Source organism: Bradyrhizobium valentinum (assembly GCF_001440405.1).
In the GTDB taxonomy this organism is placed as follows: Bacteria; Pseudomonadota; Alphaproteobacteria; order Rhizobiales; family Xanthobacteraceae; genus Bradyrhizobium; species Bradyrhizobium valentinum.
The window spans coordinates 1-14,911 of the sequence record NZ_LLXX01000195.1 but is presented as its reverse complement, the minus strand read 5'-3'; the positions used below and the strand labels follow the sequence as shown (position 1 = coordinate 14,911).

13 protein-coding genes and 1 pseudogene are annotated in these 14,911 nt (G+C 63.2%); 9 read left to right on the top strand and 5 right to left on the bottom strand.

Annotated elements, in window-relative coordinates:
- Together CP49_RS34770 and CP49_RS34765 are read right to left on the bottom strand one after the other, a co-directional pair.
- A partial coding sequence (locus tag CP49_RS34770) for a PAS domain-containing sensor histidine kinase (protein ID WP_082646406.1) occupies positions 1–2,073 on the bottom strand: 2,073 nt, incomplete at its 3' end.
- A 56-nt stretch (positions 2,074–2,129) separates the two neighbouring features.
- On the bottom strand, positions 2,130–2,894 hold the full coding sequence (locus CP49_RS34765) for a thermonuclease family protein (protein ID WP_057854624.1): 765 nt from the start codon (positions 2,892–2,894) through the stop codon (positions 2,130–2,132).
- 204 nt (positions 2,895–3,098) lie between these two features.
- On the opposite strand from CP49_RS34765, the gene CP49_RS34760 reads away from it, so the two are divergent.
- From CP49_RS34760 to CP49_RS34740, 6 genes are all read left to right on the top strand, one after another.
- The gene (locus CP49_RS34760; RefSeq protein WP_057854622.1) at positions 3,099–3,308 is read left to right on the top strand and encodes a hypothetical protein; all 210 of its coding nucleotides are present in this window, start codon (positions 3,099–3,101) and stop codon (positions 3,306–3,308) included.
- 136 nt (positions 3,309–3,444) lie between these two features.
- Positions 3,445–5,460: an acetyl-CoA carboxylase biotin carboxylase subunit gene (locus tag CP49_RS34755; RefSeq protein ID WP_057854621.1), complete on the top strand. Its 2,016-nt coding sequence runs from the start codon at positions 3,445–3,447 to the stop codon at positions 5,458–5,460.
- Between the two features lie 117 nt (positions 5,461–5,577).
- Positions 5,578–6,447, top strand: a complete 870-nt coding sequence (locus tag CP49_RS34750; protein ID WP_057854620.1) for an isocitrate lyase/PEP mutase family protein — start codon at positions 5,578–5,580, stop codon at positions 6,445–6,447.
- Positions 6,444–6,743 (top strand): acylphosphatase, encoded by a 300-nt coding sequence (locus tag CP49_RS34745; protein WP_057854619.1) that lies wholly within the window; start codon positions 6,444–6,446, stop codon positions 6,741–6,743. Before CP49_RS34750 ends, CP49_RS34745 begins: the two co-directional genes overlap by 4 nt.
- Positions 6,744–6,784: 41 nt before the next feature.
- Positions 6,785–6,925: a hypothetical protein gene (locus CP49_RS46465; protein WP_197423334.1), complete on the top strand. Its 141-nt coding sequence runs from the start codon at positions 6,785–6,787 to the stop codon at positions 6,923–6,925.
- A gap of 150 nt (positions 6,926–7,075) precedes the next feature.
- Entirely contained in the window at positions 7,076–7,990 is a 915-nt protein-coding gene (locus CP49_RS34740) for a metallophosphoesterase (RefSeq protein WP_245311038.1), read from the top strand.
- Positions 7,991–8,230: 240 nt separating this feature from the next.
- On the opposite strand, the gene CP49_RS34735 is transcribed toward CP49_RS34740, so the two are convergent.
- Positions 8,231–10,093 carry a sensor domain-containing diguanylate cyclase gene (locus tag CP49_RS34735; RefSeq protein WP_197423333.1) on the bottom strand — a complete coding sequence of 621 codons (1,863 nt, stop codon included), beginning with the start codon at positions 10,091–10,093 and terminating at the stop codon, positions 8,231–8,233.
- Between the two features lie 283 nt (positions 10,094–10,376).
- Here CP49_RS34735 and CP49_RS34730 point away from each other — a divergent pair, with 283 nt between their 5' ends.
- The 3 genes from CP49_RS34730 to CP49_RS34720 are packed head-to-tail and all read left to right on the top strand — an operon-like array spanning position 10,377 to position 13,049.
- Entirely contained in the window at positions 10,377–10,934 is a 558-nt protein-coding gene (locus tag CP49_RS34730; RefSeq protein ID WP_057854623.1) for a GbsR/MarR family transcriptional regulator, read from the top strand.
- A gap of 22 nt (positions 10,935–10,956) precedes the next feature.
- Positions 10,957–11,616, top strand: coding sequence for a DUF4166 domain-containing protein (locus tag CP49_RS34725; RefSeq protein WP_057854617.1), 660 nt, complete (start codon positions 10,957–10,959; stop codon positions 11,614–11,616).
- A complete protein-coding gene (locus tag CP49_RS34720; RefSeq protein WP_057854616.1) occupies positions 11,613–13,049 on the top strand; it encodes a TIGR01777 family oxidoreductase in 1,437 nt (478 codons plus the stop codon). The genes CP49_RS34725 and CP49_RS34720 overlap by 4 nt, the downstream gene beginning before the upstream one ends.
- A 36-nt stretch (positions 13,050–13,085) precedes the next feature.
- Here the strand turns inward: CP49_RS34720 and CP49_RS34715 are convergent, their stop codons facing one another.
- On the bottom strand, positions 13,086–14,609 hold the full coding sequence (locus CP49_RS34715) for a PAS domain-containing sensor histidine kinase (protein ID WP_057854615.1): 1,524 nt from the start codon (positions 14,607–14,609) through the stop codon (positions 13,086–13,088).
- Positions 14,610–14,712: 103 nt separating this feature from the next.
- Positions 14,713–14,911 (bottom strand): annotated as a pseudogene (locus CP49_RS34710) (LysR family transcriptional regulator); the annotation flags it as partial.

Sequence of the window (14,911 nt, the reverse complement as noted above, 5' to 3'; positions counted from 1 at the left end):
GGGTTCGCTGCCGGTCGCGGCCGCCTCGACGGCATCGGCCGGCACCGCGGCCTGCGGCAGGTAGATCGTAAACGTCGCGCCCCGGCCGGGCTCGCTCGCAACCGCGATGTCGCCGTCGGACTGTTTGGCAAAGCCGAACGCCTGGCTGAGGCCGAGGCCGGTGCCCTTGCCGACTTCCTTGGTGGTGAAGAACGGTTCGAAGATCGTCTCGAGCAGGGCAGGCTCGATGCCGGTGCCGGTGTCGGTCACGGTGACGGCGACGAAGTCGCCGCTACGGGCGGACTGGGCGCGCAGCGGCGGAATGGCATCCACCTTGCGGACGCGGATAGTCAGCCGGCCCTCGCTGTCCATGGCATCGCGGCTATTGACGGCGAGATTCATCAGCGCGGTTTCGAACTGCGCGACATCGGCGATCGCGAAGCAATTGAGGTCGGCGATGTCGAGGTCGATCTTGATCCGGGCGCCGACCAGCGGGCGGATCAGTTGCGCCACCGCCTCGACCTGGGTGCCGACGTTGAACACCTGCGGCTTCAAAGGCTGCCTGCGGGCGAACGCCAGCAATTGTCCGGTCAGCTTGGAGGCGCGCTCCACCGTCTCGGCAATCGCGTCGATGTAGCGCCGGCGCCGCTCTTCCGGCAGATCGCGGCGGCGCAGGAAGTCGGTCGCGGACCGGATGATGGTCAGGAGATTATTGAAATCGTGCGCCACGCCGCCGGTCAATTGTCCGACCGCTTCCATCTTCTGCGACTGGCGCAGCGCTTCCTCGCCCTGGCGCCGCTCGGTGGTGTCGATCGCCTCCGGCACAGCGCCGATGATCGCGCCGTGCTGATCGCGTAGCGGGCGCATCGCAAAGTCGAAATAGCGCTCGCCGATCGGGAGCTGCAGCCGCATCTCGGTCTGGATTTCTTCGCCCCGCATCACGGCGATGAAGGCGTCGTGGATGGCGTCCCGCATGCCTTCGGTTCCGGTAAACCACGGCGTTTCCCAGAACGGCTTGCCGATCACCTCGCTGGCATTTGCGCCGATACCGGCGAGCGAAGTGCTGTTCGAATGCAAAACGTCGCCGTGCGCGTTGAGCAGCCCCTGATACTGGTGGCTGGTCTCGAAGATTGCCCGCATCTGGGCCTCGCTGGATTCGAGCTGCGCCGTTCGCTCGGTGATCCGCAATTCGAGGATCTCGTTCAGCCGGCGCAAATCGCGCTCGGCCTGCTTGGCTGACGTGATGTCGTGGGCGACGCCGATGAAGCCGACATGCTTGCCGGTCGCGTCCCAGCGCGGCTGGGATTCGGAGCGCAGCCACCGCCATTCGCCGTCGGCTCGCTGGTAGCGGGCCTCCAGCACGAACGGCTTGAGCGAGGCCTCGCCGGCGATCGATTCCTGCACGACGCGCTGCTGGTCGTCCGGATGCAGCCGCTTGCGCCAGTCGAACACGATGGCTTCCTCGAACGGCAGCCCGAGAAAATCGAGATAGGCCTGGTTGGCGAAGGAGCGCGTGCGGTCGAGCTTGGTAACCCAGATCGGCACCGGCGCGCTGTCGGCGATCAGGCGAAAGCGCTCCTCGCTTTCGCGCAAGGTTTCTTGCGCCAGCATTTGAGCGGTGACGTCGCAATCCGCGCCGACCAGGCGCAGCGCGCGGCCGTCGTGGTCGCGCTCGATCTTGGCGACGACGCGGATCCAGCGGGTCGTGCCGTCATTCGGCCGCACGATGCGGTATTCGGCCGAATAGTCCTCGCTCTCGCTCTTCAGCACGCCGAACAAATGCTGGACCGTTCGCTCGCGATCCTCGGGATGGATTCGGCTGACCCATTCCTCATAGGTCTCGTTGGCCGCCTCGGGCGGCAAGCCGTGAACCAGGAGATATTCGGGGGAGCGGCGGTTCTTGACGCCGTCACGGAAATCGATTTCGAGACCGCCGACGCCGGCGATGCGCTGGATCCGCGCCAGCTCCGCCTCGCGTTCCTGCAGAGCGCGATGGGCTCTGTCGCGCTCATCAGCGATTTCCTGCAGATGTTGCCGCAAATGCTCGGCAGCGGCGATTTCAGGCAAGACGTTCGAAGTGTTGGAAGGGGTCATGCGTGCCGGCAACCTCTGCTGGCACTTTCACACAGGAAACGGCGGCTTTGCCAGCGTCATTTACTCCTGGTGGTTGATCGACAGTTATAGGCCCTGCGGAACCCGGCCGCCTGCGCATCCTCTTCGGAACAGAACCAGCGATCCGGCTTGGTCAGGCCTGGATAGGAGCGGCACGCCTGCAGATGATAGATGCCGAGGTTCCCGGTGACGCGCGCGCGGACGGCATATTTGCCCTTGATGTTGCAACTCGCCGGCATCACGAGATCCTCGGGGAACAAGGCCTCGCGGATTTCGCGGTCGCGGTCGGCGCGGCACGCGGCGCCGAGCAGGGCGCTGTCCTTGTTGCCCACGCGGAACTCGCGCGGCGCCACGAAGCAGCCCTTCCAGAGTCCCTGGCGGTCGTCCCGGGCGCGCGCTTCGTCCACCTGGAAGCGGCCGCTGGCGGAGGCTTCGACATTCACGGCAAAGCCGCTGCGGACCAGCAACTGGCTGAGACTTGTGGTTTCGCCCTCGATCTTGCAGACGCCGATGCGCCGTTTCTTATATGCGGGATCCGAACCAAGATCGTCGCAGCGGACTTGTTTGCCGCCGATTAGCTTGTTTAGTTGATCGCGTGCCTCGATCCCGCATGTCCACACATCGGCGTGCTCATCGATGCAGAGTTGATCGACGGTCGGGACATCGATGCCATCGAGGCGGTAGGTGATATTGCCAAGCTGAAGCGTGCTGCCATCCCGGACGATGGCGGTGGCGGCCGAGCTCTGGTTGGCCGGGAGCACGATCGATAGCAACGCCGCAACCAGAAAAATTCGTGACCGCATCTGTTTCATTTCAAATCAATTCCAAACCTGTCGCCGCCTTCTAGCATACGGCGACGTGATTGAACCAAGATGTGGGCGCTAATCACGCAAGCGAATCAGGTTGGGAAACCGCTAGCGCCGTTGTGACCGGCCAACGAACGGCCCATTGACTTCATGAGAACAAAATAGGAACATAGGCGGCATCGCTCAACACGGAATATTCCCATGTCGTCCTCTTCACAGTCGAAATTCGAAGAGAACGACGGGCTGGAAGCCGCGGTGGATCAAGCGATTTCCACCTGCGGCGGCGACATGAGGGCGACGATCCGCGCGCTGATTGTCGCCAATGAGTATCTGGAGTCCGAGGTAGGCGAGCTGATGAAAGCGGTATCCCATGCCTATGCGCGGGGCCGGTTTAATTCTTATTCCGGCTGAATTGCCGCCACCTGGTCTCGTTCGCCGACACGAGACCGTTGCCTCCATCGATTTTTGCTGTACGACGGGTGGGCTACCCCGCGTCCCGCATTCCATTGCGGGGGAGGATCCTGCCTAGAGCTCAAGCAAGAAGAACATGTTCAAGAGAATTCTGATCGCAAATCGCGGCGAGATCGCCTGCCGGGTCATCAAGACTGCGCGCCGTATGGGGATCGAGACGGTCGCGGTGTATTCCGAGGCCGACCGCGATGCGCTCCATGTCGAAATGGCCGATGACGCCGTGCTGATCGGCCCGCCGGCGGCGGCCGAAAGTTATCTTCTGATCGAGCGGATCATCGAGGCCTGCCGCAAGACTGGCGCAGAGGCCGTGCATCCCGGCTATGGCTTTCTGTCGGAGCGCGAGGCCTTTCCGCGCGAGCTCGCCAAGGCCGGCATCGTCTTCATCGGCCCCAATCCGGGCGCGATCGCCGCGATGGGCGACAAGATCGAATCCAAGAAGGCTGCCGCGAAGGCCAAGGTCTCGACCGTGCCGGGGCACCTTGGCGTCATCGAGGACGAAAAACACGCGGTGAAGATCGCCGACGAGATCGGCTATCCCGTGATGATCAAAGCGTCTGCAGGCGGCGGCGGCAAGGGCATGCGGATCGCGCATTCGCACAAGGAAGTCGCCGAAGGCTTCAACCTTGCCAAGGCCGAAGCGAAATCCTCGTTCGGCGACGACCGCGTCTTCATCGAAAAATTCATCGTCGATCCCCGCCACATCGAGATCCAGGTGCTGGGGGACAAGCATGGCAACGTGATCCATCTCGGCGAGCGCGAATGCTCGATCCAGCGCCGTAACCAGAAGGTCATCGAGGAGGCGCCGTCGCCGCTGCTCGACGAGACCACTCGCCGCAAAATGGGCGAGCAGGCGGTGGCGCTGGCAAAGGCCGTGCACTACGATTCCGCCGGCACCGTCGAATTCGTCGCCGGCCAGGACAAGAGCTTCTACTTCCTGGAGATGAACACCCGTCTGCAGGTCGAGCATCCCGTCACCGAACTGGTCACCGGCATCGATCTCGTCGAGCAGATGATCCGCGTCGCCGCCGGCGAGAAGCTTTCGATCGCGCAGAAGGACGTCCTGCTGACCGGCTGGGCGGTGGAATCGCGCGTCTATGCCGAAGACCCGTTCCGCAACTTCCTGCCGTCCATCGGCCGGCTGGTGAAGTACCGGCCGCCGGCGGAAGCGAGCCTGGACGGCGTCACTATCCGCAACGATACCGGCGTGCAGGAAGGCGGCGAAATCTCGATCCACTACGATCCGATGATCGCCAAGCTGGTCACGCATGCGCCGTCGCGCGCCGCCGCGATCGAGGCGCAGGCGACCGCGCTGGACGCGTTTTACGTCGACGGCATCAGGCACAACATTCCGTTCCTGTCGGCGCTGATGAATCATCCGCGCTGGCGCGAGGGCAAGCTTTCCACCGGCTTCATCGCGGAGGAGTTCCCGAAAGGATTCTCGGCGCGTCCGCCGGAAGGCGAGATCGCGCGGCGGCTGGCCGCCGTTGGAGCTGCGATCGATCACGTGCTCGGCGAGCGCAAGCGGCAGATTTCCGGACAGTTGACCGGCCGGCTGGTGCAGCGCGAACGCCGCCGCGCGGTCTGGCTGGAGCGCGATGAAATCGCGCTCGATGTGGCGCGGGAGGCCGAGGGCATCGCGGTACGCTTCATCGGCACCGACGGTCTGCCCGGCAATCCGCACAATCTGCTCTCACACTGGACGCCGGGCGAACCGGTCTGGCAGGGCACCATCGACGGCCATTTCGTGGCGATGCAGGTGCGCGCGATCCCGAACGGCATCCGCCTTGCGCATCAGGGCTTTGAAGTTGCGGTCAACGTTTTCACCGAAAGCGAGGCCGCGGCCGCGCGGCTGATGCCGGTGAACTCAGCCGCCGATGCCGGCAAGAAGCTGCTGTGCCCGATGCCCGGTCTCGTGGTGTCGATTGCGGTGAGCGAAGGGCAGGAAGTCAAGTCCGGCGAGACGTTGGCCGTGGTCGAGGCGATGAAGATGCAGAACGTGCTGCGCGCCGAGCGCGACGGCACCGTGAAGAAGATTCACGCCGCCGCCGGTGCGACGCTGGCGGTGGATGCGTTGATCCTGGAGTTTGCGTAACGCTTCCCTTCCGTCATTGCGAGGAGCATCAGCGACGAAGCAATCCATTCCTCCGCTTGCGGCAGCGTGGATTGCTTCGCTTTGCTCGCAATGACGGCGGATAGAATTGAGGGCACCATGGCTTTCCGTCAGCGCCGAGAGAGATTGCGTTCCATCTTGAGCGGCTCGACCTGCATCCGGCCGGGGTCGGTCTATGACGCGACCTCGATCCGCATCGCGGAAGACCTCGGCTTTGAGCTCGGCATGTTCGGCGGATCGGTGGCCTCGCTCGCCGTGCTTGGTGATCCCGACATTGCGCTGATCACGTTGACGGAGCTGGCCGAGCAGATGCGCCGGATGTCGCGCGCCTCCGCCTTGCCGGTGCTGGTCGATGCCGATCACGGCTACGGCAACGCGCTCAACGTCCGCCGTACCGTGCAGGAGCTTGAGGCTGCCGGCGCGGCTGGGCTCACGATCGAGGACACGCTGTTGCCGCCGGCGTTCGGACAGGCCGGAATGCAACTGATCCCGCTGGAAGAAGGCGTCGGCAAGATGAAGGCCGCGCTCGACGGCCGCGGCGATCCCTCGCTGGTCATCATGGGCCGCACCGGCGCCGTATCCGTCACCGGTCTCGACGACGCGATTGCGCGCGCACGGGCGTACGAGGCCACCGGCGTCGATGCGCTGTTCTTCACCGGCATCAAGAGTCGCGGGGAGCTGGAAGCCATTTCAGCTGCGACGCGCCTGCCCATCGTGCTCGGCGGCGCGCCCGAGGATATGACTGCGCTCGATTATCTCGGAAGCCAGCGCGTGCGGATTGCGCTGCAGGGCCATGCGCCTTTCGCGGCCGCCACGCAGGCCGTCTATGATACGCTGAAGTCCCTGCGTGAGGGAGCGTCGCCGAAGAACCTGAAGGGACTGGCGTCGGCCGAACTCACCGGCCGCGCGATGCGCGCGTCGGAAGTTAAAGCCCGCAGCGGTGAATTTCTCGGGTTGAAGAAATCATGAGCGACGCGATCCGTCATGTCACGATCAGGGGCCGGGTGCAGGGCGTCGGCTACCGCGCCTTTGTCGACGACGAGGCGCGATCGCATGACCTGGAAGGCTGGGTGCGCAATCGCCGCGATGGCAGCGTCGAGGCGGTGTTCGCCGGCCCCGCGGGAGCCGTTACGGCGATGATCGAGCAATGCCGTCGCGGGCCATACTCGGCGCGGGTCGATGCGGTGCAGGACGGAGTTGCTGGGCCCGACATGCTGAAACTGCGGCGGGCAGGGGAGCGGTTCTCGGTGCTGCCGACGGTCTGAGCGTCGTGACATGGCTGGCACGCACTCACGGGGTGAGCTGAATGAGGCCGCAACATCCTGAACGCGACTGGAGACGGATCCATCACTCGCCGATGTTCTGGGTCGGTGTCCTGATGTGCCTCGCCGCGATCACGATCTATGTGTTGTCTGACGATCTCTCGTGGTGGCCCGGCGCGCGATAGAACCGGGACATGTCGTCAAAACAAGACCTCAAAAATGCTGGCTATCTGGACAGGCTTGACCACCTCTCGCGGCTAGCTATGTCACTTTGACAGTCGCTCGAAGGCGAGGTTCAATCGCCAACTGTGACTACATTGGCCTTACAAAGCGTTGTGGATCGGATCGGCGCCGAACATGTGGAACGGCGGCTGAAGGTTGAGACTGAACATGAGGCTCAACTTTTCGGCCAGGGATTGATCATCTTCAATCTCGAAAATTGGTACTCGGCGCCTTGGATCATTGGCAGCGCGCTGAAGCTGATGGGACTGTACAACCGCGCGCGTCGCAACGCCGATCAGGTCGCCATTAGGACAAACCTGCTTGAATTTGAGAGCCTTCCTCCGGCATTTGCAGATTTCACAATTCTTCATCTCAGTGACCTGCACGCAGACATAAGCGAGGGAGCGATGCGGCACCTCATCGGCATTGTCGGCGACCTCAAATACGACATTTGCGTATTGACGGGAGATTATCGCGGAAAAACCTATGGACCATTCGACCCGAGCCTGAAGAGCATCCATGAGCTGACGGCCCGGATAAAAGGGCCGATATATGGAGTGCTCGGCAATCACGACAGCATATACATGGTGCCCGCGCTGGAAGAGATGGGGATCCGGATGCTCTTCAATGAGTGCGAAACAATTTCGCGCAAAGATAGTCAGATCTACCTAGCGGGCATCGACGATGCGCATTTCTACCGGACCGACGACGTTGAGAAGGCGGCGAGGCGAATTCCAAGCGGCGCATTTTCCATTTTGCTGTCTCACACGCCCGAGGTCTATAGCGAAGCGGCCAAAGCCGGATTCGATCTAATGCTGAGCGGCCATACCCACGGTGGACAGCTCTGCCTTCCCGGCGGGATTCCAATCAAGTTGGAGGCTCGCTTACCGCGCTCGATGGGTGCGGGCACGTGGCACCACGGTAGAATGGTCGGTTACACATCAGTTGGTGCCGGAACGAGCCTGTTGCCCGTTCGCTTGAACTGTCCGCCGGAAATTACTTTGCACACGCTTCGCCAGCGAATGTAAGCGCTTGACCTGTACTACGTCATCCGTCGAACAAGCGAGCCTTCCCTGTCAGACCTCATTCTGAGGAGACCGCGAAGCGGTCGTCTCGAAGGATGAATGGCACCAGCCGGGCCACATGGTTCTCCCGGCGATGCGAAGCATCGTCCGGTGACGGCGCGGAGCCTGTCATCGGGCCGCGCTGCGCGCGGACCCGTTGGCGCCTCCTCACCATGAGGGTTTAATAGTTGCGACGCAGTAGATCTAATGCGTCCGCTCGCCCGGCGCGAATTCGCCATCGTGCTGGATGGACGCACTCTCGACATATTGCACAACGAGTGAAGAATACACGACGCTGCGATTGCGGCCGAGACGCTTTGCCTCGTAGAGCGCGGCATCGGCTTCTCCCACCAACGCTGCCTCGTCGAGGGTCGAGCGGTTTTTGGCGGCGACGCCTGCGCTGATGGTGATGTAGCCGCGGCTGGAGGCCGTGTTCGGAATGCCGAGCGAGCGAACCGTCAGCCGGATGGCTTCGGCGACTTTCAGGGCGCCGTCTTCCGAAGTGTTCGGCAGCACGACTGCGAATTCCTCGCCGCCGTAACGCGCGGACAGGCCTGACGTGTTGGAGGTCGCATTGCCGATTGCCATCGCAACGGCCTGCAGACAACGATCGCCGGCCTGATGTCCGTAGGTATCGTTATAGCCCTTGAAATTGTCGATATCGAACAGCAGCACCGAAATCTCTTCGCAGGCTTCGTATTCGCGTCGCAGGAAGTCATCGAAGGTGCGGCGGTTGGTCAGCCCGGTCAGTCCGTCGGTTGCGGCGAGCTGGGTGAGGCGGCGGTTGAGCTGGGTCAGCTCGTCCTCCATCCGCTTGCGTTCCGTCACATCGCGGATGACGCAGAGAAATTCCGTCCGGGCGGGGTCGCTCGGTTCCGTCGCCAGCTTGAACTTGCTCTCGACCCACGCCAGCGTTCCGTCGGCGCGATAGTGCCGGAACACGACCGTGCTGACGCTATCGATACCCCTGAGCCTTGTGGTCGCCTGCCTGACGCTCTCCCGGTCCTCGGGGTGGACCAGCTCGAAGCACGATTTTCCGATCAGGTCCCTGGCACGCAGCCCCAGCACCGGTTCGACGGAGTGGGAAACATAACGGAGCAGGCTGCGGGCATCGATCAGGATGATGATGTCGGCGATGTTGTTGGCCAGCAATCGATAGTGCGCCTCGCGTTCGCGCAGCGTGCGCTCGGTCTTGTTGCGGAAGCGGAACTGCATGGCAAGCAGTGCCGCCAGCATCAGGATCATGCACAGCAGCACGCCTGCGACGATGGCGTCGGTCCGCAATCCCTTCCACCAACCGGAGAGCAGCCAGTCTTCCGACATCGCGATGGTGACTACCATGGGGTAGTGCGGCGTTGCCTCATAACCGAAATATTTCGCGATGCCGTCGAACGGCGAGATGATCTTGTAGTATCCGACTGGGCTTAGCTTGAGATGCTTTGTGAACAGGCTGGTCCTGGAAAGGTCCGTACCCATGTCCGACAGCGGCCAGCGGGTCAGAAGGATTCCGTCATTCCGGATCAGGGTGATGCCGCCATCCGTGCCGATATGGAGCGTGCGGTAGAAGCCGTTGAAGTAATCCTTGTCGATCGCTGCTACGACGACGCCGCCGAAATTGCCGTCGAGCCTGGTGATGCGCTTGGAAAGAACGATCGAGGATTGATCGTCCAGACGTGACTGCGACGGCTCGCTGATCCGAAGCGCGTTGTCCGGTGTATCGCGATGGTGGGCAAAATAGCTCCGGTCCGTGACGTTGTGGCGCGGCGTCTCCGGAAGTGACGAATAGCTCCAGTTGCCATCGGCGTTGGCGACGCCGATCGCGCGCAATTGCGGCAGCGTTTTCGCCGTTTCAGCCAGATACCTGTTGAACCGGTCCGGCTCAGGATTTCTGTACTTCAGCAAGTCAACCATTCCCGCCATCGCGATATCGACGGCCTGAATGGTGTGCGAGGCATGCTCGGAAAGCGAATGGACGAGGTTCTGGATGTCGGAGCTGCCGCTCGCCAGCGCCGCCTTCTTGGCGTCGAGCGCCTTCCAGGCCATGACGCCGAGGACACTGGCTGTCATGACGAGCGCAAAGGTGATGACCACGGCCGTGGATGTTACCCGCCGCAGCGGCCCGGGGTCTGGGGGATTTGGATGGGGCATTCCATGCCTTGATGGCCGCGCCAGACCTCGCTGCCGGCAACGCGCGAAGCGAATCTAAAGCGCGACTGGTACCGAGGGGTTAACGGATCGGGAAAACACGGAAATCTGGAATATCGAAGGTTGGGTTCCATCCTTGGAACCGAACGCCGATGGGCGCGATGTCGGCCTTGACATCCGTGCAGTAACATCAGATATTTCTGTCATGACAGAAATAACGAACAAGAAGAAACTCCCGCCCGTCGTCGAGCGCTTCATCCTGCACTGGGGCGACATGGGGGACGAGTGGGGCGTCAACCGCTCTGTCAGCCAGATCCACGGCCTGCTTTATCTCGCCGAGGCGCCGATGACGGCGGAGGATATCGCCGAGACGCTCGGCATGGCGCGGTCCAACGTCTCCAACTCAATCAAGGAATTGCTGGCCTGGAATCTGATCCGCCGGGTGCCGATCCTCGGTGACCGCCGCGATCATTTCGAGGCGGAAACCGATATCTGGGAAGTCGCGGCGCGGATCGCCGCCCGCCGCAAGGAGCGCGAGATCGATCCTGCCATCGATGCGCTGCGCGCCTGCGTTTCCGACGCGGCTGACGATCCGACCATCAGCCCGGTCGCGAGCAAGCGGCTGAAGGAAATGCTGGCTTTCACCGAACTGGTCGACCGCTGGTACATGCAGATGCTGGGCGTGCCGCGTCCGAGGCTGGTCGCGCTGATCAAGCTTGGCGAGAAGATCGTCAGCTTCTTGCCCGCGGGCAAATCCAGATAGGGCAGAGGGGCAGGAGTGTGTGATGGCGTCCACGAGAATACCAAGGCCTCCCGCGACACCTGCCTCGAACACCATCCTGCTAGACGATCACCGCTTCCACGATCTGTTACCTGACGAGGAGTGGGGCCGTTTGCCGCTGGCGGTCTGGCGGCGCTTCTCCAAGCGCTTCGCCGATGGCGAGACCGTGGTTTATGTCGGCACGGTCGAGGAAGCGAGCTTCACTCCGGCCGGCTGGTGGCTGGCGCAGCTTGCACGGGTCATCGGCGGGCCGCTGCCGCTTTGCACTGAGACCGGCGTGCCGATGGTCGTGACGGTGACTGAGGCGAGCGGCGGCCAGATCTGGACCCGCATCTGCGCGCGCAGCAACGGCTTTCCGCAGGTCATCCACTCGGCGAAACGGTTCGCCGGGCCGACCGGGCTCGAGGAATATGTCGGCTACGGCGTCAGCATGGCGCTGCGGATGTCCGTCGAGCACGAAGCGCTGGTGTTTCGCAGCGTCGGTTATTCCTTCCAGTTCGGGCCGTTGAGATTGCCGCTGCCCATGCAGTTCACGCCAGGCGATCTCACCGTGACCCATTCCGATCTCGGCGGCGGCACGTTCCGTTTCACGCTGGAGATCGTTCATCCGCGCTTCGGCAAACTCATTCGTCAATCCGCCGTGTTCCGGGAGGCCGCATCATGACGTCGCTGCTTTGGACCCTGATCGCCATTCAGGTCGTGATGGGCGTGTTCGACACGTTCTATCACCATGAGCTGACCGAGCGGCTCGCATGGCGTCCCTCGCAGCGCTACGAGCTGCAGCTTCATGCGTTGCGCAACATGCTCTATGCGCTGCTGTTCCTGGTGCTGGGCTGGCTGGAAGTGCACGGCATCCTTGCGATGCTGATCATCGCGGTGCTGGTCGCCGAAATCGTCATCACGCTGATGGATTTCGTCGAGGAGGACATCAGCCGGAAATTGCCGGCCAGCGAACGCATCAATCACACGCTGCTCGCGATCAATTACGGCGCGATTCTGGTGCTGCTGCTGCCGGTCCTGATCGGCTGGGCGGGGCAGCCGACCGGCGTCAAATCGGCTTACACGGGCTGGCTCAGCCTGATCGCGGCGGCAGCCGCCGCAGGCGCCGCACTATGCGGCCTGCGCGATTTCACCGCGGCCAAGCGCCTTGCGCGCATGACCTGCGCGCCCGCGGCAAGCCTGGTCGAAAAATTGCCCGCACGGCAGACGGTGCTGGTCACCGGCGCCACCGGCTTCATCGGCAGCCGCCTGGTCGCGGGCTTGAGCGGCGCGGGGCATCAGGTCATCGCGCTGGTGCGCAACCCTGCGAAAGCCGACATGCTGCCGCCGCCGATCGCGCTGATCACGAGCCTCGATCAACTCCCGGCGGACACCAGGATCGATGCGATCGTCAATCTCGCGGGCGAGCCGATCGGCAACGGGCTATGGACCGAAGCCAAGCGCCGCAAGATCCTCGATTCCCGCATCAACATGACGCGCGATGTGGTCGGGCTGATCGCGCGGCTCGAACGCAAGCCGGCGGTGCTGGTCTCGGGATCGGCGATCGGCTGGTACGGGCTGTGGCAGGACCAGGTGCTGACGGAATCGGCCAAATCGCATGCCTGCTTCAGCCACGAACTATGCGAAGCCTGGGAGAACGCGGCGCGTCCGGCGGAAGAGCAGGGGGTCAGGGTTGCCTATTTGCGGATCGGCCTGGTGCTCGGCACCGACGGCGGCTTCATCACGCGGATGCTGACGCCGTTCGAGTTCGGCCTTGGCGGGCCGCTCGGCTCGGGCCGGCAGTGGATGTCGTGGATCGAGCGCGACGACCTGATCCGCCTGATCGCCCATGTGATCGCGCGCCCCGAGATCGCAGGACCCGTCAATGCGACGGCGCCGATCCCGGTCACCAACCTGAAATTCACCGAAGAGCTCGGCCGCCGGCTGCACCGGCCTGCGCTGTTCCGGATTCCGGATGCGCTGCTGCGCCGTGTCGGCGGCGATTTTGCCAACGAATTGCTGCTCGGCGGCCAGCGCGTGTTGCCGAACAAGGCGCTGAGCCACGGGTTCGTGTTCCGGCACGAAACGCTGCGCAGCGCGTTCGAGGCGATCTTGTGAGGGCAGGCACGCCGGCCGGAGACCGGGATAGTTCCGTCACCGCGGCAGTTTCGCGATCGCCTGGCTGAGTTCGTGGATTTCGTAGGGCTTGCGCAGGATGGGAAAATCGCCGCGCACGTTCAGCGCGGCGTCGCTATAGCCGCTGGCGAGCAGGATCGGCAGTCGGGGCTTGATCGCCTTCAGGTGGCGCGCCAGACCGAGGCCGTCCATTTTGCCGGGCATAACGATGTCGGAGAAGACGAGGTCTATTCCGTCGAGCTCGATTTCGCGCAAGGCCGCTTCGGCATCCGCCACCCGGCGGACAGTGTAGCCGAGCTGTTCGAGCAGGCCGGCGCTGACGGAGGCGACATCCGGATTGTCCTCGACCAGCAGCACGGTGCCGCTGCCTCCGATCTCCACCGCATTGGCGTCCTCGGCCGTGACAGCGGTTTCCTTTCGCGGCAGCAGAATCGTGATCCTGGTACCCTTGCCGAGTTCGCTCGCGACCTTGACCGTTCCGCCGGCTTGATGTGCGAAGCCATGAACCTGCGACAGTCCCAAACCGGTGCCCTTGCCGATCGGCTTGGTGGTGAAGAACGGATCGAAGATCTTGGAGAGGATATCCGGCGCGATGCCGACGCCGGTGTCCGCCACCGAGATTGCAACATGGCCGCCGGCGCCAGCCTCACCGACGGGCGTCTCGTTACGCGCCGATATCGCGATGACGCCGGCGCCGGTCATGGCGTCGCGGGCGTTGACGACGAGATTGACCAGCGCCGTCTCGAACTCGGCGACGTCGACCATGACCGGCCAGACGCCCTTGGCGACGTCGAATTGCAACGTCACCGCGCTGCCGACGGCGGCATCGAGCACTTCGCGCACCGCATCGATGCGCTCGGCGACATCGACCGCTTGCGGGTTGACGCTCTGCCGCCGTGCGAATGTCAGCAACTGGCTGGTGAGGGAGGCGCCGCGTTTGGTCGCGCCTTCGATCGCCGACAGCGCCCGCTGGCACTTGGGATCGTCGCCCACCGCTTTCTTCAGCGTGTGAAGACTGCCGCTGATGATCATCAGTAGATTGTTGAAATCATGCGCCACGCCGCCAGTCAGTTGGCCGAGCGCGTCGAGCTTTTGCGATTCCGCGAGCTGCTGGTGCATCTGGTCCAGCTTGAGCTGGGCTTCGCGCCGCTCGGTAATGTCGCGGGTGATCTTGGCGAAGCCGACGAGCTTGCCGTCTTCGTAAATGGGGTCGATGACGACGCTGGCCCAGAAGAACGTGCCGTCCTTGCGGACGCGCCAACCTTCCTCCTCGTAGCGGCCCTGTTCCCGGGCGATGCGCAGGGCGCGGAGCGGCTTGCCGTTGGTGCGGTCGACTTCGGTATAGAAGCGGGAAAAATGCTGCCCGATGATATCTGTCGGCGTGTAACCCTTGATCCGCTGGCCGCCGACATTCCAGCTCGTCACCACGCCGTTCGGATCCAGCATGTAAAGCGCGTAGTCGGCAACGCCTTCAACCAGGAGTCGGAAATTACGTTCGGATTCGAATAGATCCCTTTGCTGCTGTTGATCTTTCTTGAACATTCGACTGCCCGTTTAAGAGGCGCAAACGCGCAAGGCACGAATTGGTTCCCAAAAAATCGGTCTTTTTAACGAAACGGTACGTTACGCTGGCGAAACCGGACCGTTACGCCGAGGCAACCACGCTCCTGAACGTCGCCGCCAGCGTCCGCAACGCTGCGCGCTTGGCCGGGTCGCTGACCTTCGAATGCAGCACCACCTTCGAGGAAGAAAGTCGCGGCAGCCCTTCGGCCGGCCCGATGTCGACTAGACCCGGCGGCGCGATCCGCCGGGCCAGCGGCGCTACCGCGAGGCCCGCCAATGCC